The organism is Candidatus Omnitrophota bacterium, assembly GCA_018830005.1.
In the GTDB taxonomy this organism is placed as follows: domain Bacteria; phylum Omnitrophota; class Gorgyraeia; order JAHJTE01; family JAHJTE01; genus JAHJTE01.
Genome location: JAHJTE010000002.1, coordinates 297736 through 319417 on the forward strand (window position 1 = coordinate 297736; position 21682 = coordinate 319417).

The 21682-nt window shown below is 34.1% G+C and carries 18 protein-coding genes; all 18 read right to left on the reverse strand.

The genetic code is table 11. The features are described from left to right. Nucleotides 1-14 precede the first annotated feature (14 nt). The 18 genes from KJ593_06100 to KJ593_06185 all read right to left on the reverse strand — a co-directional run bounded on the left by KJ593_06100 (nt 15) and on the right by KJ593_06185 (nt 21677). Nucleotides 15-1508 carry a B12-binding domain-containing radical SAM protein gene (locus tag KJ593_06100; protein MBU2541453.1) on the reverse strand — a complete coding sequence of 498 codons (1494 nt, stop codon included), beginning with the start codon at nt 1506-1508 and terminating at the stop codon, nt 15-17. Further along, on the reverse strand, nt 1505-2797 hold the full coding sequence (locus KJ593_06105) for an oligosaccharide flippase family protein (protein ID MBU2541454.1): 1293 nt from the start codon (nt 2795-2797) through the stop codon (nt 1505-1507). Before KJ593_06105 ends, KJ593_06100 begins: the two co-directional genes overlap by 4 nt. Before the next feature lie 55 nt (nt 2798-2852). Next, the gene (locus KJ593_06110; protein ID MBU2541455.1) at nt 2853-3884 is read right to left on the reverse strand and encodes an SPASM domain-containing protein; all 1032 of its coding nucleotides are present in this window, start codon (nt 3882-3884) and stop codon (nt 2853-2855) included. 110 nt (nt 3885-3994) lie between these two features. Further along, complete coding sequence (locus KJ593_06115) at nt 3995-4702, reverse strand: hypothetical protein (protein MBU2541456.1); 708 nt, start codon at nt 4700-4702, stop codon at nt 3995-3997. Further along, on the reverse strand, nt 4703-6601 hold the full coding sequence (gene asnB, locus KJ593_06120) for an asparagine synthase (glutamine-hydrolyzing) (protein ID MBU2541457.1): 1899 nt from the start codon (nt 6599-6601) through the stop codon (nt 4703-4705). It lies immediately after the preceding gene. 12 nt (nt 6602-6613) lie between these two features. Continuing rightward, nucleotides 6614-8074, reverse strand: coding sequence for a B12-binding domain-containing radical SAM protein (locus KJ593_06125; protein ID MBU2541458.1), 1461 nt, complete (start codon nt 8072-8074; stop codon nt 6614-6616). Then, complete coding sequence (locus KJ593_06130) at nt 8075-9337, reverse strand: glycosyltransferase family 4 protein (protein ID MBU2541459.1); 1263 nt, start codon at nt 9335-9337, stop codon at nt 8075-8077. Between the two features lie 2 nt (nt 9338-9339). After that, a complete protein-coding gene (locus tag KJ593_06135; GenBank protein ID MBU2541460.1) occupies nt 9340-10200 on the reverse strand; it encodes a class I SAM-dependent methyltransferase in 861 nt (286 codons plus the stop codon). Between the two features lie 28 nt (nt 10201-10228). Continuing rightward, nucleotides 10229-11317 carry a glycosyltransferase family 4 protein gene (locus tag KJ593_06140; GenBank protein ID MBU2541461.1) on the reverse strand — a complete coding sequence of 363 codons (1089 nt, stop codon included), beginning with the start codon at nt 11315-11317 and terminating at the stop codon, nt 10229-10231. A 63-nt stretch (nt 11318-11380) separates the two neighbouring features. Then, nucleotides 11381-12724 (reverse strand): glycosyltransferase family 39 protein, encoded by a 1344-nt coding sequence (locus tag KJ593_06145; GenBank protein ID MBU2541462.1) that lies wholly within the window; start codon nt 12722-12724, stop codon nt 11381-11383. Nucleotides 12725-12759: 35 nt separating this feature from the next. Beyond that, on the reverse strand, nt 12760-14430 hold the full coding sequence (locus KJ593_06150) for a glycosyltransferase family 39 protein (protein ID MBU2541463.1): 1671 nt from the start codon (nt 14428-14430) through the stop codon (nt 12760-12762). Nucleotides 14431-14436: 6 nt separating this feature from the next. Then, nucleotides 14437-15750 (reverse strand): glycosyltransferase family 39 protein, encoded by a 1314-nt coding sequence (locus tag KJ593_06155; GenBank protein MBU2541464.1) that lies wholly within the window; start codon nt 15748-15750, stop codon nt 14437-14439. Nucleotides 15751-15787: 37 nt separating this feature from the next. Then, on the reverse strand, nt 15788-17191 hold the full coding sequence (locus KJ593_06160) for a B12-binding domain-containing radical SAM protein (GenBank protein MBU2541465.1): 1404 nt from the start codon (nt 17189-17191) through the stop codon (nt 15788-15790). Nucleotides 17192-17215: 24 nt separating this feature from the next. After that, nucleotides 17216-17944: a glycosyltransferase family 2 protein gene (locus tag KJ593_06165; GenBank protein MBU2541466.1), complete on the reverse strand. Its 729-nt coding sequence runs from the start codon at nt 17942-17944 to the stop codon at nt 17216-17218. After that, complete coding sequence (locus tag KJ593_06170) at nt 17934-18542, reverse strand: acetyltransferase (protein MBU2541467.1); 609 nt, start codon at nt 18540-18542, stop codon at nt 17934-17936. The genes KJ593_06165 and KJ593_06170 overlap by 11 nt, the downstream gene beginning before the upstream one ends. After that, on the reverse strand, nt 18542-19549 hold the full coding sequence (locus KJ593_06175) for a Gfo/Idh/MocA family oxidoreductase (protein ID MBU2541468.1): 1008 nt from the start codon (nt 19547-19549) through the stop codon (nt 18542-18544). Before KJ593_06175 ends, KJ593_06170 begins: the two co-directional genes overlap by 1 nt. A 45-nt stretch (nt 19550-19594) precedes the next feature. Next, on the reverse strand, nt 19595-20548 hold the full coding sequence (locus tag KJ593_06180) for a class I SAM-dependent methyltransferase (GenBank protein MBU2541469.1): 954 nt from the start codon (nt 20546-20548) through the stop codon (nt 19595-19597). Next, the gene (locus KJ593_06185) at nt 20541-21677 is read right to left on the reverse strand and encodes a glycosyltransferase (protein ID MBU2541470.1); all 1137 of its coding nucleotides are present in this window, start codon (nt 21675-21677) and stop codon (nt 20541-20543) included. Before KJ593_06185 ends, KJ593_06180 begins: the two co-directional genes overlap by 8 nt. Between the last annotated feature and the right edge of the window lie 5 nt (nt 21678-21682).

A 21682-nucleotide genomic window follows, 5' to 3' on the forward strand; every position in this document is an offset into this window, starting at 1 on the left:
AACATAAACAAAACCTATTCTATATAGTCTGACTTTAAACTCTTTAAAATTGAACTAGCGATTGGAATCTTAAGAAGAAAATCTCTTACTTGGCTTATTTGCAAATTAAATAGCTTAACAAACCTATATCCCAAAATCAAGATGCCTAACTTTATTACCATAGACACCTTTTTCTCAAATAGGCAATGGTAAAAAATAATTCTAAATCTGAAGTATCTCAGCTCATCTAAGCTATGCTCTGCTGTATAATATGGCAATTTGCTATTATTTAACCAATACTCTTCATCGAGTATGCCTTGTTTTATTGCTAGATAATATAATTCACTATTAGGAAAAATTAATGTAGGCGAAACAACCACACGTTTAGGCCTAGTCTTTTTTATTAAACTAATGGTCTCATCTATAGTCTCTTTTGTTTCACCGGGATTACCTACCATGAATAAGGCAGCTACCTTAATGCCTATTTTTTTTGCCATCTCAATTGCATATATAAAATCGTCCAGATTTATATTTTTACCTATGGTCTCTAAAATCTTTTTAGAACCGGATTCAACTCCAAATGCCAACATAAGGCAGCCTGAGTCCTTGGCCAATTGAAAAAAATTCTCACTAATCGGCTTTACCCTAACCATGGCTGTCCAAGTTATGGGAAACTTACGTTCTATTATCAATTGGCAAATTTTTTCAGCTCGGGCTAAAGAAGTATTAAAACAGTCATCTACGAAAGTAAAATGAACCACTTTTTTCATTCTGTATAACTGCTCTATTTCATCAACTACATTTTCCGGAGATCTAAAGCGTACTTGCCTTCCCATAAAAATTGCACAAAACTGGCATTTGTTCGGACAACCTCTGGAGCTAATGATGGGCAAAAAACGTGCTTGCTTATTATCATCCGTTATACTAACCATATCGTCGCATTTGCTTTCTACTTTACTAAAATCAAAATTGGAATAGTCTGGCAAAGGTAATAAATCCAAATTCTTAATAACTGCTCTATCTGATGTTCTTACAATTCTCTTGTTTAGTCTAAAAGTTATTCCCTTTACGGTCATCAAATCTACGCCTTGATTAATCCCATCAAATAATTCTATAAGCGTTTCTTCTCCCTCACCTCTTACAATATAATCTATCTGAGGATAATGAGAAAGTATCTGTTCATCTATGCCTTTTGCGCTGGGATGCGGCCCTCCTAACACCACCAATGGACTAGGATCTATATTTTCCTTTGCTAGCTTAGCTAATTTTAAGCTATTTAAATGTTGACCAGTAAAACAAGTTATGCCCACGACATCAAATTGCTTGTCCTGAAAGAATCTTTGTATATCAAACCAACTATTCTCATACATATCCTGCACTGTTACATTATAGTCACAGCGTTTTAACACTGACGCCAACAAAAACAGACCATTCGGAGGAAAAAAAACACTTACATCGCTGATCGCATTGTTGTCTAACTTATTTAATGGCGGCCTGATTAAAATTATATTGGATATCCTTTTCATCATGTTAACCTAAGCCCGAATTTTTGAGTTAAATCAATTAAATCCTGCTTCTTTAAAAACAAAATTTGACTTAATTTTAGCTTTGCCTTTAAATTAAAATAATAGATATTCATAATAGTCTTAATTACAATAGCAACTGAAGCAGAAATAGCAGCACCGTTAATTCCTAATATTGGAATTAAGACAAGGTTTAACCAAATATTAATAATTAAAGATATACCTATGGATAGAATATTAAATACAGGAAACCCTTCACTACCGCAAATATACATAGATATTACAAAAAATAAATTCTGAAAAATTAACGCTGGTAAATAATAAATAAGACAAATATATGATTTAATAAATTCCTCACCCAACAAAAATATAATTAGATGTTTTCCCAATAATAACAAAACTAAAGAGACACAAAGTGAATATGCTATACAAATCCGGCTCAACTTTGCCGTATCTTTTATACTCTTTCCTGAACCATCTGTAGCTCTATTAAAAAGCAAAAAACCACTAATCATAGGGCTAATACTAACCATATTGGCAATTAAGGCTACCACTGAGTAATATCCGACTTCTGAAGTAGTCGAAAGAAACTTAATTATATAAACATCTATTCTAATCGAAAGAATGAATAAAATACTAATTACAAATGTACGCCACCCAGTCTTTATTAATTTTAAAAATAAATCTTTTTCAAGCACAAAATTAAAATAACCAAGTTCTTTAAATACAAAAAGAATTGATATAATAGCGCCAACAACTACAGTAACTAACATACCTAAAATTGCCACCTCTATTGTTTTTTGTAAAAACACAAGTACTATAACATTTGAGATTAAAAGGGATACATATCTAAATATATTAATGAGATTATGCTTATTAATTTTTCCTAATCCCCAAAGCATCCCTTTGCTTGCTTCTTGTATAATGAAAAATGGAATAGTCAGTAGAGTAAAACAAGCTAAATTTTTATTCATAAAAAAATCAAAAGGAAAAGTCCTAAAAAATATCCACCATAACAGCAAAAATACTATTATGCCAAAAATGAAAGTTAGTGTAGTAGAAAATAAAATGTGCAGTTTTTGTTTATACTTATTGGCCAAATATCTATTTGTCTCAAGTAGCGCCCCTCCCCCCAAAAGTACCATCGCCATAGTTAAACTAGTAATAACTAAAGTAAACAACCCCTGACCTTGGGCGCCTGTTGTTCTTACAATCACTATATAATTCAACACCCCAGCCACTATCATAATTAAATTAGCCAAAAATGTTAGAGAAAACTTCTTAGCAAAACTCATAAAATATTACCTTTAATCATGCAGAAATTTATCTTATTTGTTAGTGATTTAATTGTTATTCTGCCTTTCTATTTTCATAAAGTCCGGGTATTTCAAAACTAGAGCATAATTTACAAATAGATATTCCATTTTTATCAGAAGCGACTCTTTTTCTAAAATTACGATACTTTTTACCATTCCATATCGCCCCTAAGTCATCTTTAAGTATATTCCCCATTACGAAATAACCATATACATCTCTACAGCAAGGAACAACATCACCATTGTTTAAAATAGCCGTAGAAATATAAATCCAATTGCATCTATTACCTGAATTCTTCTTTAGTTTTAATTCACCCTTAACAAATGCCTCTTTATCATAATCCCAATATTTCTCATCATTAGGCAGGAATTGCCTTGCCTGTTCCCAAGTACGCACGCAAGCTCTCTGAAGTCGTGCCTCATCTACACCAAGTGATCTAGCCAATTCATGAAATTTTTCTATCTCCAGCTCATTCTGTTTCATAATAATAAGCCCAAGAATTATCTTTGGATAAGTCTTATTTAGAATTTTCTTTTGCTGAACAAGCATCCTGACGTTTTCAAGTATAACTTGAAGATTACTTCCGACTCGATACGTTTCATGGGTCCGCTGAGTTACCCCGCCAATTTGAAAGATAATCTCATCAATACCAGAATCTAACAATTGCACAGTATCTGTACAATTACCGTTCGTACAGCTTGTTATATATAACCCTTTACACTTAGCATACTTAATCATTCTATAAGAATCTTTATTTAAAAAAGGCTCACCCATAAAATAAAAAAATATACTATTAGCGTGGTCTTTAATTTTGTCGATAACAATCTTAAAATTATCGAAGGTCATCCTTCCCTTTGGTCTATTTAAAATTCCGGATCCAGTTTCGCAAACTGGACATCTAAGATTACATAGATTAGTAGGCTCAATGGTTATATGTACTGGCAGACCTAGCGGCATCTTACTTCTAATAAGTGCTGAAAATAAACCTAGGCAGTAATTCTTAAAACCTCTCGGCCTCCTATAGAGGAGACGTCCAGCTTTTATGAGCCTTCTAAAAAAAATCATAATTGAAAAGATAAACCTACTTCTCTCTTTACTCCTAAATTCCCAATACCTTTTCTGCTGTCAGCTAGGCTAAATATTTATTGCCTTCTCTAGTTAAATGAAGGCCGTCTTTATAGTAAATTTAGGATTTTTTTTATTTCGTAAACTAATCGACCTAGGGGAGACTGAATATTTGCCCTATTTAAACCGATATCCTTAACTTCCGGCAAATGCTCTAAATACTGCCGATAATCAAAACCTAAATCACAGTTTGATATATTTTTTATTATCCAATTATCTGTTTTTAGATCTTCCATATTCGCTAAATTGCCTGTCTTATTCGTAAAATAAATACCACGATGTGGATCAAAGGCTGCCCAATTTTGACCCACTTTTGCAAAAGATAGCATTATCTCACCTTTTCCATCTTTAGTCTGCACCTTAGAGCAGAATGCCTTTATCCTAGCGTAATTACAAAGGGTAACAAAAACATATGGCGACTGATCAGCTGCTCCGTAACCACGCACAATAATATTCCAGACATGATCATCTATAACCGGAAGACCTTCGGGAACAGATCTTATATTGCTATGTGTCCACTTAAAAATTTCTAATGCCCTTTCTTCTTCGCCTTGGGTATCCTTAATAATTCTTTTAACTAGTTGCTTGTAGTTAAAATGTCTATCGAAAAAATTCAGGACCTTCAAATAAAGCGGTATTTTTATCTCCTGCCATTGATAATTTATTCCCTCTCGAGTAGTTAGCTGAATATTTGCAAGGATAAGCATGCCGGCAAAAATTAGGATAATGCTAACAACCCTTACTAAAATTTTATTCATTTAATCTATGAACTTCTGATGCCAAAGCTCTAACATCAAAAGTGTCCAGATCTGAAACGTATAGTCTCTATTTCTATCAAGATGGGCCTTTATAAGCATTTTTATCGCATCAGGTTTAAAATAGCCTCTGTCAAAAAATGACTTTGAAAGAAGAGTCTGATTTATGAGTTCTTTTAACTCACTCCGAAACCATTCTCCAATCGGCAGGCCAAAACCCATCTTCCTCCTATGGATATTCTGCTTTGGGACCAAATCCTTAACTGCCTTTTTTAGAATATATTTTTTAACTAATTTTTTCATTTTATATTCGGGAGGTAAGCTAGCTACGAATTCCATAAGCTTATGATCTAGAAACGGTGATCGTGCCTCCAAGGAATTAGCCATACTAGCAATATCAACCTTTACCAAGAGATCATTCGGTAAATATGTATTAGTATCAGTCATTAGAAGCCTATCTAGAAGATTCAAAGTTTTAGAGTTATTAAGATGAGGGTTTAACCAGCATATAGGATTTTTGTTAGAAAATTTATACAGAAACCTCTCTGAATATAAATCTCTCTTCAAGCGCTCATCGAACATACCTATCCAACGTAAATAACGCTCCTGTTGCGGCAGTGGCGCAGCTTCAAAAAACCTTTTAATTCTTCTAAGGCTATTTTTTGGATTAATAGAATCCGGCAATAAGGCTATAGACCTATTAATTATTTTGCTAAGGAATCTTGGCATATCTTGATAGATTTGTGCAATTAGCATTGCTTGATAACGCTCGTAACCTGAAAAAGACTCATCCCCTCCATCTCCATTTAAGGCCACAGTAACATATTGCCTTGTCTGTTGTGAAACATAATAAGTAGGAATACAAGAAGAATCTGCATAGGGTTCTCCGTAGCGCTGGACTAATAATGGTAATATCTCCAAGGCCTTAGGTTTAACTATAAACTCGTGATGTTCTGTCTGGAATCTCTTTGCTATATTTCTGGCAAACTTTAGTTCACTGTAATTATGTTCTTGGAATCCAATGGAGAAAGTCTTAACTTTCTCACTTGTTAACTGACTCATTAAAGCAACTACTGTACTAGAATCTAGACCACCGCTTAAAAAAGCACCCAATGGAACATCGCTATATAGCCTAATCTTAACCGCCTCTTTGAGCAGTCTTAACAACTCTTCTTGGGCTTCAACCTCTGAAATCTTAATTTTCTTTGAATAATCCAATTGCCAATATCGCTTTAAGCTAATTTCTTTGTTTTTTAATACAAGTATATGTGCTGGCGGCAATTTATACACATTCTCATATATTGTCAATGGAGCTGGGATATATCCAAAACTAAGATAATAATGTATTGCTTCCTCATTTATTCTCTTAGGAACTAATCCGCTCTCTAAAAGCGAACTAAATTCAGAAGCAAAGCAGAATAAGCCTTCAGAATGATAATATAGAAGTGGCTTCTGGCCTGTTCTATCTCTAGCTAAAATTAGCTTAGCCTGCTTCTCATCCCACAACGCAAAAGCAAACATACCACGTAAATATTCTATGGCCTCTTCTGCCTTCTCTTCAAACAGATGTACTATTACTTCAATATCAGTATCAGAGCTAAACCTGTGGCCCTTTTTTAATAAGTCTGCTTTTAATTGTTTATAATTATAAATCTCGCCATTACATATAAGCATAAGTGTCTTATCTTCATTGCATATGGGTTGATGCCCGGCAGAACTTAAGTCAATAATTTTCAGTCTCCTGTGACCTAGGCCGACATTAAACTTTGACTGCTTATGAGATAAATAAATCCCTTCATCATCAGGACCTCTATGGCTCATAGAAATACACATCTTATGGAGAGTGTCCCTATCTACTCTTTTCCTGGAATCAGAATCCACTATCCCGCATATACCACACATTGAATATTTCCTCTAACGTTTTTTACGCCTTCCTTTTGAATCCATATAATATCTATTAAATCTATGCAGCAAAAAGATCTCGAAAGGCAAAAAGAAAAATCTATTATGTAGCCTGAATCTAGACAAGTAATAGCATATTTTCTTACCGAGTGTTCTTAATAATGTTGTACTGGGAGCATGATTTAGGAGTTTTCCGTATTTATCTATGCGGTAAAATATACGCGCCGTTTCTTTATTGGCCCAAGGAAGCCATTCCAGTTTCATATCACCATAAAATGTATTATAGCCTCCCCATTCACAAGAATGTTTAGGCGGCTTATGCCCTTGCTTTATTGCCAATTGATACATATCAGTCCCCGGATAAGGAAGAAAGGTCTGAAAAGTTATGATGTTAAAAGGGATTGACTTTGCTATTTCTAATCCTAAATCAATGGTTTGACAGATCTCTTGCCATGTCTCAGTCGGGAAGCCAATTATTGAAGAAGCGCTTACTCCTATTTTTGGATAACGTGAAAACAATCTAAATTTGTCTATAATTTCCTCGCGTGTTATTCGCTTATCAATCAATTTCAACATGCGGTTACTTCCCGACTCCCAGCCCACAAATACCATCCTCACCCCTAACTCATATATGGTATTTAAAATCTCTTCGTTTAAAATATCTAATCTCATCTCAAGACGCACGCATTTTATCCCGTTTTCTTTCAAAAATCTTAATATCTTAATTGCGCGTGGCACATCCACCATAAAATTATCATCAAAAAAAACTATACCATTTATGCCGCTTCTCTGCTTCAAATCCATTATCTCCCCTGCCACATGCTCAAATGAATGAGATCGCCATTTTCTTTTATTGAAGGCGCGATTATAGCAGAAGCCGCAGTTAAAAGGACATCCTCGAGAGCTCATATATCCCATATAGCGCGTATCAGTATAAACTGTATCAATGCATTGCCTTAAGTCAATCAAAGACCAATCTATTCTAAAATCATCAAGATTCTTTATTAACGGCCGGGGCTGATTTATTACAATCTCGTCCTTACTTTTAAAGCCGATACCTTTAACATCGCCTAAATCTGACCCATTTTTTAAATGCTGTGCTAAATCTACAACTGTCTCCTCGCCTTCCCCCATAACTACTATATCAACAAAGGCATCCAGTAGACATTGGCCTGGTATAAGTGATGGATGTATACCACCCCACACAATAGTAAGCGAAGGATTCTCCTGTTTTAATCTTTCTGATGTCTTTACAGCTACTGCAGTGTGTATACCAGTAAAGACCGACAATCCAACAAACAAAGGATTTAACTCTATTATCTTATCGATATTTTCATCTATTTTTTCAGGCAGAATATTGTATATCTTGACATCAAAACCAGCCCTTTTAAGAGCGCTACCAACGTAAAGAAGTCCTAAAGGATAAACAACCTGATCACTCTTAACATTTAATAAAACTATATTATTAGTCATCTAAACTGCCACTTCTGGATACGATCTACTATTTTTTAAAAGTTTATAATAAATCTTCTGGTATTCTTCTAGTCCCAAATCTAGAGCAAAATATTTTTCTGCTACTTTGCGACATCTAGCCTTTATGTCGCTATCCTTTATTAGCTGTCTTAATTGTTGCTGCACTCTTTCATATTCTCTGTTAGAAAAATCCTTAATAATAATCCCTACTCGCCCTGGCTCTAAAATGCCATCGGAGTCTCCAATCCCTGTATTAATAATAACCGGCAATCCACAGGCAAGATACTCGCCAACTTTAGTAGGAGAACAGCCTTTTCTTGAATAACCCGACTTATAAAAGGCTAATCCGACCTGGCCTAAAGATAAATAATCGGGGACTGATTCATAGCTTAGACTTAATACTGAAAATGAGCTATCTTTAAGCCCTTTATTCCTAGCAATCTTACTAAATAATTCCTTTTCTTTTGTCAAGACCAAAAGATATGCCTCTGATATATATTTCTTTACAACGCTAAAGAAATCTATCATCTCATTAGGCATATACCAGGTGCTTATTGACCCACTATAGACCAGGATGAATCTCCCTTTTATCTTCTTAATTATTTCTAAATCTGATGTCTGTTTCTGTCTGAATCTCCTAAGATCTACACAAGTAGGTATGTAACTTACATCTATCTCATTATTTTTCAAATAGCTAAAACTCTTAATCTCATCTTTAGCCGCATGAGTAAGTGATACGATTACATCTGCATTTTTTAAGAAGGCTTTTTCAAAATACTTTGCTGCCTTATAAAGGAGGCCGCCTTTCTTCCAAATACCGGCCTCAACCCTTTCATCTGCCCAGAATCCCCTCATATCAAAAATAAATTTTACTCTGCATATCTTTTTTAAAATTATAGCTATAAAACTTGCTACGTAACTTCTTGCATGGATTATTTTAATTCTATATCTTTTGACAAACCAAAGTGAACTTAATATACCTTTGGAAATATCGAAAAATGTTGCAAGCACTGGAGGACTTTTATGGTAACGCAATCCCTTCCACATCAGCCTAGCGGAATCTAATTCATTTTTGAGCCTAGCTACATTCGGCTTATCTAGTAAATTACTGTGCTTCTCAAAACTAAGCACTAAGAATTTAATGTCCTTCTTTACCAGGGCCTTTAAGTAAGGAATAATCTGTGATTTACCAAGTGGGTCCAAAAGTCCATCGTAGGAAATATACAAAGCCTCTTTACTCTTAATTTGCCCTGGCATTTTCATTATTAAATTTTCTGGCAAATACACTCAATAGACTCTCCTAACTTTGTCAAACTTAAAAACTTATTAATGGTCTTTTTTGAAAAAGACAAAAATTTATTATTCTCAATCGCTTTTCTGATTTTCTGATTCTGTCGATAGATATTGTCCGTATTACCCCTAGATAATCCAAATAATTCAGGCAGCGTAATATGCTTAGCCTCAAATCCTAATAGTCTAAAATTACAATTACCAAGAGTGGATTTTAGTGTATTAGGTGTAAAATAAAGCAAATGTTCTTCGTTTATTAACCTCCATCTTTGATTTAATAAGCGCCTGGTAATTGAATTAAAATTAGGGGTTGTTATTACTAAAACGCCGCCTTTTCTTAATATAGCATTAATTTTGCGTAGGTATTCTTGAGGCTGTGTTAAATGCTCTAGGACCTCAAACATCACTACCGCATCATAGTAGTCATTCTTAATATCCGTATCTAATAAATCAGAACAAATAACGTTTATTTTAAATTTTTTACAGATTTCAGCAGCATAGGGGGCCTTTTCAAGGCCCATAACCTGCCAATCCATATTTTTTGCCACAGATAAAAAATGGCCTTCGCCGCAGCCAATTTCCAAAATCTCATTATTTTTCCTATAGCCTTGAATTCTATTCAATAAGCCAATATAGCGTCTTTCTGTAAGAGGATTATAAAGTTGCAGCTTAGAAAGGTTAATTCTCTCTTTATAATAACTATACTTGTCTAAATTAAATTTATCTAATAAGTTATCTATATAGACTAAACCGCATTTTCTGCATCTGAGCAACTTCAGCTCTCTTTTTTTAAATAATGGTCTTGAGTCTATGCAATTGCAAATAGGACAAGTCATATTTGGGCTTACTAATAAATCCTTATTTTTAGTTATTTCTTTTCCCGTAGACTCCTTCAAGAATCTTTAAAAATTTAGGGGCATTATTTTTCACTGAATACCTTTCTTCGACGACTCTTCTAGCCGCTAATCCCATATTAAGGCGAAGCTTGGAATCTTCAATTAGTAGAGAAATTCTTTCTATCCATTCATGTTCATCGTTACAAAGAAATCCATTAACGCCATCTTCAATAATCTCAGAATTGACGCCAACGGGAGAACAGACTGGCGGAATTCCTAGAGCCATATATTGTAAGGCCTTCAGGCCGCATTTACCTCTACCCCATTCATCATCAGGCAAAGGCATGAGACCAATATCTATCTGGCTTAAATCCTCTATTTCAGAATCTAGTCTCCAATCTTGAGCCTGAATGTTTATGCCCTCAATCTTGAAATCCTTTGAACCAATTACCTTTATAATAATTCCAAATTTTGCATACAGTTTTTTTAAAACTTCTTTCATTAAGCTTAAATGTACAATCGTAGTAAGGCTCCCGCTCCAACCCACACAAATTTTTTCCTTTTTTTGCTTTTTTATGAGCTTATATGCCTCAGTATCAATTACGGTGGGCAATATTGCTACCTCTCTATTGAATTGTAAAGAGTAACTTTGCAAATTTCTATTCCCGACCAAAACTAAACTACTTAATTTGATTATAGTTCTAGTCTTTCGAGGAAATTTCAAAAATTTAATAAGTCTGTTGACATTGCTGCTTGAAGGTAAATATATTGCATCATCGAAATCATAAATAATTCGTCTTCTAAAATAATAAAGAATTTTTTCAAAGATGGGAGGCCCTAAAGGCGTTACCTCGCGATAAATAAATATTAGATCATAGCCTAGCGATTGAATTATATTAAAAATTCTAAAAAAGAACCCGCTAAGTGAATATAAACATTTCTTTAAAAAATTTCCCTCTTTATAGAGAATCTTATGGAAATTCAAAGAAACAAAATTACAGATTCTATAATCTATTCCCTTTTGAGAAAGATAGGCCAAATATTGCTCGAATCTAAATCGTTGACCAGGAATAGTACCAATTGGATTCGGAACCAAAAAAAGAATTTTAAACTTCATTTTTTTCTATCGACTTCTCTTTAATTTTAAAAGCAGAGACGACTGCCACGACAATAAATTAAATCACTCGTGTTCGGAATTTTGTCTTGGGCAAAATGTATTACAAATTCCTATTATTGCGAATAAAATAACTATTGGCGTCAATATATCTCTGAACCTAAAATCCGTCCCTATATTGCCTCCGGCCATCACTAGTAGGCTCCCAGTAATTAAAAAATAGGCTATTAAAACCAGGCTCTTCTCCCGATTGTATCTCAATTGTAAAATCATCCCGATAACAGAAAAAGGTAAGAGAAAATACCAAATCATCATCTGAGGCAAAGCAAAGATACTTAAGCGTAACGATACCCTCCAAGGAAAGGGCTCTAGGAAAAAATGAAATCCGTTTTTTAAAAACGCCTTAGCAATATTGAAATTGCTAATCGAAGTATAATTTGAAAATTTCCGATCATACACATAATCATCAAAGACTCGATAGGTAACCCCTCTAGTGCTAATAACGCCCCTATTATGGGAAACAAAATGAATCTTAAATTTATCTTGGATATTAAACATAGGGGAGATCAACATTATAATTAATATAGCAAAAAAGATATATTTGTATCTTTTTTTAATAAACAGATAGGAAAACATAGCAGCTAAAAATGTTGGAATCAGGAAAATTTTGCGGATAGAAAACTGCAAAAAAATAGAAAATAAAAATAAGATTAAATATCTAATCTTTTTAAATTGTATTAGCCTTAAAAATGACCAAAGAATTACAGCTGTAAGAAATATAAACATTGAGTCTTTTAAATTAGATACAGACCAAATAATCAGACTAGGAAAAAAAGTTATTAATAAGCAGACAATCTTTGCTTCTTTTATGCCAGAAACTTCTTTAGTTAGAAAATAGAAAATAATCCCGGTTGATACACTAAAGATACAATTAGTTAAAGTAAAACTTACCGGGCTAAATCCAAATAAATAGTAGAATAATGCAATTATATGAAGGTGACCACTAAATCCATACTCATTGAATGCTGCATGAGCTATTAAGCGAGAAAGAGGCTGGCCAGAATAAAATTGAGTTAACCACCAGCCACGAACAGTATAAAATGCGCTGTCCCCAATGAAAGCAATTGCCTTCATATTTCCGGAAAAATAAATCCATTTTCCAATAAATGAATAAAGAAAAGTTATTGATAATAATAGAAAAACTCGTATAAGGATCCCTAAAACAAAAATATTTATCAAAAAAGGTCTCTCTTCTTTTGAGGCAAACAAATATAATGCTAATATTATTAATAAAACTACTAATAAACAAAACAGAGAACCCGGAGAAAAGGTCAGCAATAAACCTAGGATTAGGCCTCCGGTTATCATCAATAATATATAATTTCTATTCAATGCCATTGATTGATTCATAATTGACAAAATTTAAATCTTTCTTCTTGCAAATCCTAATCTAATGGGTTAACTTTATATAAATAAAAGTTGTTGTCTTCGTAGACTCTAGTATTGTTAGGACTATATTCTCTTACCAAGGTTACGATTTTTAAATCCTTCAACTTTTTGCTGCCCACAGAGACCTCACCATTTGCCATAATGTATTTAATATTATGTTTGCGCAAAAAAAGGACTGCCTCCTCCTCACTGCTAATCTTCTTGTCCCATCTAATAAGGTTATATTGGGGTTTTTTCATAAGGCTTTGTATTCGAAGCTCTCTAAAAATACTGTCATAATTCTCATCACTGTCCATAGGCCTAAAGGAGATATCAATATCCTTATCCTTGCTTACTACGCCTGGAAAGGTCTGGATCAAATGATTATAACTTGCTCTAGTCATGTTTAGCTGAGGCAGATTGTTATCAGAGGCAATGCAGATATTGCTAAACTCGGAGATGTTTTTTTCAATAAAAGCTCTTGCTTCCTGCAAATACGTAGGCCTCGCAGAAAGATCTCTCAAATGAACATAGTAATTAAAGAACGAAATAACAAAAAACATGATTAAAATTAATACAAATTGCCTCCTTTTATTAAGTAGAAAATCTACACCTGAGGCAAAAATCAATGCTGCCATCGCGATTAATGGATTTAGGTAATATGTCGGAGAGCAAGATTTATGAAGTAGACTAAAATAGATTTCAAATAGCAAAAAAATTGCCAGAAAAGAAAAAGCCATTCTTTTATCCTTCCTGACTAAATTCCAAAACCCGAGAATTAATACAATAAAGCCAAAAAGATTCAGATATAAAGTAGAAATTAAATCCTTTATGCGTGTAATGATAAATAAACTTGGAGAATATCCCTTATAGACATAATTAATCCACACAGTATCAAATATATACAAATTATAAAAATATGTAGTAAATTTTATAATGAAAAATGGATTACAAATGAAAAAACCCAAGAATGTAAAAAGACCTATTTTAAAGGTCTTAGTTATTAAGCCTCTAATATCAGGCCTTTGTTTACGCCATTGCTCAATTAGCAAAGGTACAAAAACGAATCCTAAAAATAAAGCATTGTATTTAGTGGCTGTGGATACCCCCAAGAACAAGGCCGAAAGATAAAGGAATTTCTCATTCCTATCATCCAGATAGTACCTTAATAAAAGATATAAAAAGATACTTGAGTTTAAGAAAAGGAGCGTCTCCGGTCTTGTTGTGGAAAAATCAGCAATGAATCTTGGTATTAATAAAAAGGCAAATGTTGTTATATGGGAGATATTCTTTTCGTAGAATAACCTGCAGATTTTAAAAATAAACAAAGCGCTAAGCCAATAAAAAATATAACTCATCGCCCTTCCTATAAGGAAAAAATAATGAGTATTATTAAAATAAAAACGAATAAAATCTATCCTATCCGAAAAAAGGCCTAGTAATTTACCGATAACAAAAAATATTCCTATTGGAATAAAGGTTAGATAATGATATAAAGGCGGGTGCACAATTTGAGTAGGTGCAAAATTTAAAGTACCGAATTTCATAATATAGGTGAGCGTCATCCTTTCGTCTGCCCATTCTCCAAAAAATCTCTCTATATCCGGAAATCCATGAAGCAATGCTCTTGTGCCCACTAAAAACAATGCTATGTATATGCAACTAATTATCAAATTAGTTTTCTTCATTTATAATTACCAGATTTTAAGCCCTTCCAAAATCGACTTCAGGAACAGCTTTACTTGATATGAGTTAAAATAAATGAGCAAATTCACTAGAAAAAAACTCAGCATTAACAAATATGGAAATATTTTTTTAGAAAAACGGCGCAAGAATTTATCAATTCCGATTGATGCAATTATTATAATAAAAGGCTCTATTGGCAGACGAAATCTAGGTATACCAAAAGTTATTAGAACAAAAAATTGAATATAAATAATGGGTAAATAAATAAGTGCTAGCTCCTCGAATCTCTTAAAACTAGCAAATATACCCAGAATAAAGAAAGGCAAGATAAAGCCATAGGCGAAATTATATACCCCACCAGCAAGGATGGACCAATCAAAAGGAGCCCAAAAAAATAGTATTTTTAATATTTCTAATTTAAATAGTTGACTTGGATTATCTTTAATATGTTTTAAAGCCTGCTTAGCCAAAAAATTACTCCGCTCGACCTCCGTACTAAGAGATTCTGCTTTTTTGGTAATTTCATCATCAGCATTAAAGCCAAAAGTCTTACCATCGCGAGGAACAAACGAACTATATAAACCTAATCCAGTTCTGCTGACAACAGGTACGAATTTATGATGAACCCTCCAGTTTCTTACAGTCCAAGGTGCTATAGTGAGAAAAAATGAAAAAATAAAAATAAGGACGCTTAATGAATATTTTTTGAAATCATCCTCTCTTAAAGCTATCCTCTTGCCTAAAAACAATAAAACAAATAATGGAAATAACAATGTAACTGAACGCGTAAGGGTCGTTAATCCTAATAAAACGCCAGCACAAATTAAATTCTTATGATCCCTTTTCTGGCTTATCTGCCTTAATAAAAACAATGCGCTCAAGGCAAACAGAAAAGTAAAAAGATTTTCTGTTAACAGATGTTCAGTTAATTTAATAAATGTGGGGTTAAAACAGCCAATCAATGCACTTACAATTGCTATTCTTAACCCAAGACTTCTATGGGCGATTAAAAAAATAATAATACAGGTAAACGCCCCTAGGACTGCATGAATAAGTCTTACAGCCAAATAACTATGCCCAAAAAAATAATAAATACAAGATAAAAAATAAGGATATAGAGGCTCTCGCCAAGAAGTCAATTCACCCTCTGGATTAACAAATCCCTTGCCGGCAAGTAAATTCAGCGCGTAGGTATCATAACCAGAGGCATCATTAACTGGAATCTGCCTAGAGTAAAACGCTATTATAAGCCTCGGCAATAAGGCAATGAGAAAAATGCCTATGAGTATTAGAATTATTTTGGTTTTGCCTTTTTGATTCATATACCTATTTAAGTTTCCTTATAAGCGTTTTGTAGAATTAACGGCTTTTGAGAATATCCAACATAGTTAATCCTGCATTCCAAAAATTCTTCATCCGCTCTAAAGAATTGATCTTCCTTAATGTCTTCCATAAGGTGTACGGCCGTAAATAAAAGCTTCTTATTGCCCTATTGTATAATGAATATAGCGTCTCGCTTGAAAGCATATCCGACTCCACAATTGGTTTTTTATATCTGGCAAAATCATCCCAATCTCTAGCAGTACAGCGCAAACCATTTCCTCCTTTTGTCAAATTCCATGCCGCAGAACCAGGCAAAGGAACAAACATCGAAAATTGGGCATAATCTACTTTTAGTCTCTTTGAAAAATCTATTGTCCTCTCTATTGACTCAGGTGTTTCAAAAGGTAAACCTAAGATAAAAAAAGCATTAATTTCTAATTTCATTTTATTTGCCAAATTGACGGTCTGTATTACCTGCTGGAGCTCTATTTTTTTATTACTCTTTTCCAAAACAAGATCATCAGCAGACTCAATCCCAATCTCTATCATTTGACAACCTGCTTCTTTCATTATTTTTAACAGCTCAGGGCTTGCATTATCAACGCGCATCATACATGACCAACGGATATTTAGATTTTTATTAATGATCTCTTCACAAATTTCAATAGTCCGCTTCTTATCAAAAGTAAAGGATTCGTCACAAAATACAAATCTGTTTATTTTATAGCGCGCAATTAAACATTCTAATTCTTCTACAAACTTTGATGAATTCCTAAGCCGACACCGCCTCTGATTTATAACATTCGAGGCACAAAAAGAACAATTATAAGGACAGCCGCGTCCGCTTAATACAGGAAGTGCATTACCTAATGAAAGATATCCGTATTTATATACCAAAAGATGTTCAAAAAGAGGAAATGGCAAGGAATCCAAATCCTCCATTAATGGTCTAGGTTCATTTATCTTAATCTCATCGCTCTCATTCCTATAGCATATGCCCTTTATGCCTGTTAAATCATCAAATTCACATAAATCCAGCATCGTGAATTCACCTTCGCCAATCACAGCTATATCTATAGCCTTATAATTATTAACAGTTTCTGCTGGCAATGCTGAAGGATGAAATCCACCCACTACTATCAAGGTCTGCGGGCTGATCTTCTTTATCTCCTCTGCCATCCTGGCCACAACTGACATGTTTGCAGTCACAACAGTAAAGCCAACTATCCTGGGGGCCTCCTCTTTGATCTTTTTAAATAAACCCTCAAGCCCACCTTCGATAAAAGTAGCATCTATGAGCTCAACGTCCTTATCATGAGACTTCAAGAAACTCCCGATGTAAGCAAGCCCCAGAGATGGTAAGGAAAATCCCATCCGCTTTACATTGATCTTGCCATAAATATCTGAATAAGGTGGATTTATTAATAATACGTCTGCCAACTTAACCTCAGCAATTTAATTCTCTCATTTCTTTATGCCAAATTTTAATAAAATAAGTGGTCTTAATATACTCCACCAACCAAGAATGGGAATCATCTTGGTATAACCGATATTATTATCGTGATAAGTCTTGGTTACGGGTGCTTCGGTTACTTTACAATTGGACTCGATTGCTTTATAGAAAAGATAGGGCTCTAACTCATAATGGTCGAGCCAATCCTGCCAGATATTTATTTGTTTATCATCAAATATAGTTAATCTAAATGCACGAAAACCATTAGTGCCATCAGAAATCGGGAATCCTGCAATAATTTGGAATAAAAGTGCATATATATGCGTTGTGATCCTACGGAACAAGGGGATGTTGACTCTTTTGCCGCCCGCCATATAACGCGAACCCTGAACGAAATCAAAATGGTCATAGACTATAGGAGAAAGTAAACGATTAATCTGGCCAGGATCATCCTGATTGTCTCCGCCTAGCACTATAGCAATATCATACTTATGATTTAATGCATAGTCGATGCCGGTTCTAATAGCACTGCCTACACCTTTTTTAAAATCATGGGATATAACAACTGCTCCATTATCTTTAGCCTCTTTACTGGTATTATCCTTAGAGCCATCATCAATTACTAATATCTCGTCAATCCTTACCGGGCTTTCTTTTCTTATCCGAGAGACAACTAAGCCAATTTTATTTTCTTCGTTTAAAGCCGGTATTATAGCTATAAGCTTTTTATCAATATTCATAAGGTCTGTCTACTATTGCCATCTTACATTTTATTTCACTTATCTTTTTTACTACCCTTGCCGGAGATCCATAAGCTAAAGAACGAGACGGAATATCTTTGGTGACTACGCTACCTGCGCCAATTAAAGAATATTCACCGATTTTAATATGCGGCAATAAAGTAACATTCGCCCCAATCTTAGCTCCTTTTTTAATAGTAGGGCCTTTCATACATTTAGTGCAAACCGGACATAGATCATTAGTAATGGTGACACCCGGTCCAATAAAGCAATCATCTTCAATAGTCGTAAATTGCGCAACATAAACATTACTATGAATCTTTACATTAGAGCCGATAACACATCCATAATCTATGACTGAATTGCTCCATATACATACATTGTTACCTATCTTATTTTGCTCACGCACTATTGTATTATGACCCGTTTCAAAGTTATCCCCAATTCTAGAACCCGAATAAATTACTGTGCCGGAACGAAATTTTGGATTATCTCCTACAATTAAGGCTTTATCCTTCACCTTGCGCCCAGAAAAATAGCCTAAAATTACTCCTTCATCGATCTTTTTGTTTTTTCCAACTTTGATTTCTTTTTTCATTATATTTTTTGAACTCGACTTTTGTTTTTAATTGATAGTTGAATAGCCTCTAAAATTTTTGTTATTTTATCTCCAAATACAGCATCAGCGAATGGTCTCCTATTCTTAATCATACAATCTAGGAAGTTAAAATTCTGATTTTTTAATGGCTCAGACAATTTAATTAAAGGGCTCACAACTTCTCCCTCTATGGGCAATAACTGAAATTCACCATAATCTGAATAAAATGGTTCTTTGATAACCCCTTTATTAAATATTCTAATTGGCTCAGAAGTATTCAAATCATCCCATATTGCCATTTTCTTATCGCCAACACAAGTAATCCTCCTTACCTTTCTTGGATCTAACCAGCTAACGTGGATATTAACCAGAATATTACCAGGATAATGAAGAGTAATAAAAGCTGTGTCTGCGATCTTTTTTCTTAAGAAGAACCCGGCACTTGCAGAAACACTTCTTGGCCAGGCTTCCAACAAAAATGAGGCAATTGAAATATCATGCGAGGCCAAATCATATATTACGTCTACATCATCCCTAATCGGCCCTAAATTTGTTCTGGTAAAATGTAAATATAGAATTTTCCCTAGTTCTCTCTTTTTTATATACTCCTTTAAACCGATAATTCCGTTATTGTATAAAAAAACATAGCCAACCATTAAGACTCTTTTCTTTTTTCTTGCCAAGGAAAGTAATTCCTTGCTTTGTTTGCTTTTAACTGCAAGGGGTTTCTCGCATAAAACATGTTTGCCGCTAAGCAGGGCCAATTTAACTAAGTGGTAATGCGATGCTGTAGGAGTGGCTATAATTATTCCTTCTATCTGCTTATCATTCAATAGGTCACGATAATCTGAGGTAGTAACCAAATCTGGATCTATTCGCTCCAACGCCTTTAATCTTTTCTGATCCTTATCGCAACAAATCCCTATCCTTGCCTTATCAGACATATTAAAGACTCTGATATGATTATTCCCCCAATGCCCACAACCAATAATTCCTATTCTAATCATTTTAATCCTTTCAATACTCCATTAGATAAGAGTATCCTTATTAGCTCATTTTTTACAAACTATAATTGCCCTATCTCCAAACTCAAACATCTTGAACAGGAGGCTATTGGAGATAATGCTGGAAAAATTTTTGATATAGTATCCAATTCTATTTTTTAGAGTGTGGTTTTTATCTACAGACAATGGTTTTGCCTGAACTTCTGACACTTTATAATAGATAATCTCAAATCCCAAATTTTTTAGAAATTTTTTTATAGCTGTTGAATTGAATTCCCACAAATGTGCGGGAGGATTATTGCTATATCTATTTTTCTTAAATAACATATTAAACTTTAAAAAAAGATCAAAAAGCGATTTATTGTAAAGCAATGGTTGATTTATTATTAATATCCCGTCCTCTTTTAGCAATGTTTTTAAAACCTCCAAACTTTTCCTAATATTAAGCATATGCTCTAACACATCACCTGCATGAATTATGTCAAAATAATCAGGCTCATAATCTACATCTTCCAAGGTCCCGCAGACAACATCTAAACCTAGGACAACTCTAGCATGCTCAGCCATTTTCTTATTCGGCTCGACTCCAAAGGTTTTAAAGCCTGATTTTCTAGCGTTCATTAGAAAATGACCTCCAGCACATCCAACGTCCAAAAGTCTTCCGTCCTGCTTATATTTTTTAATAATTTTGATTATTTTTTCGTCAGCCTCAGTATAATCTGCCATGGCTTCCAAGTAAGGCTTCTTTCCAGAAACTGTTACATAATAGCTATCAAAATAATCATCTGTATTGTAGATATTATCTAAAGTCAGTTTTTCCGGAAGTGGATTTAAAAACATGAATCCACACTTACGGCATCTGACTATATCGTATTTTTTATTGCCATAAAAATGGCCGCCATATATTGTTTTATTAAAATTCCTGCTACCACAAACAATACAAAGAGCAGTCTCTTGGCTAAGGCTGCTTTGCAATTTCAATCTAGTGTCGGCATTAGGCATTAGTGAGTCTTTCCTCGTAAAAAGTCTGCAATTTCCTAACAAGTCCTTTGGCATTAAATAATTCAAATGCCTTCTTTCTGGCATTTTCTCCTAAATGTCTTCTTAATTTTTCATCTCTTACAAGTTCAGAAATCGCATCGGCCAAAATTTTAGGATTCTGCTTTTGCACTAAAATTGCTTCCTTCCTATCAGATACAATTTCTTTTAAGGAGTCGATATCTGAGGCAATGATCGGCAGGCCTACGGCCATGGCCTCAACAAGCGCAATACCAAAGCCTTCATAGAGAGAAGGAAAAACAAAGATATCAGACGCAGCCATTATCTCTGCTATATCTCTTCTGTCTTCTAAAAACATCACTCTCTCTTTAAGGGATGAATCAGTTACTTTATTTTTAAGCTCCTCTTCTAAATTTCCCTTGCCAATTATGATTAGTTTAAGACGAGGATTATCTTTACTTGCTAAATTAAACGCCTCAAGAAGATAAAGTTGACCTTTCTGAGGATGAAGCCTGCCAACATTTAAAATAAGCACATCCTCTGATCTAAAGCCTAATTCATCTCTTTTCTCTTTAATTTTTAAACTATCTCGGCTTTTGAAAGATTCTACATCAATGTAGTTATAGATAACTTCTGTGTTATTAAATTTAAGCTGTTTTAAAAAATCATTTTTAACGAATTCAGACACAGCAATAAAAGACGTCTTAGAAAACCTGGCAGACCCTTTATCTATTGCCTTGCGTATCTTGAACCTCATCTTCCCATTATCTTCAAAGCTATAGTCTGGATTATGTAGTGTAGTGATTACTGTTTTTACCCTCGCAAGTTTTGCAGCTAGACGCCCAAATACATTAGGAAAGAAAAGATTAGTATGGATAGCATCCGGCTTCTCATGCTTAAAGATTCTTATCAAATCATAAATAATCGAGACATTAAACAAATGTATATCTTTTTTTAAGGCCCTGACCTTGACGCCGATTTTTTCTATTTCGCTGCCGATTTGGCCTTTCTCGCTAAGACAATATACAACTGGATAAAATTTATTGCGATCCAGGAACTTTAAGGTAGTCAAAAGTAGTTGCTCTGCTCCACCAATCCTTAAATGCTCATAGAGATATAAAATCTTTATCATTCGTA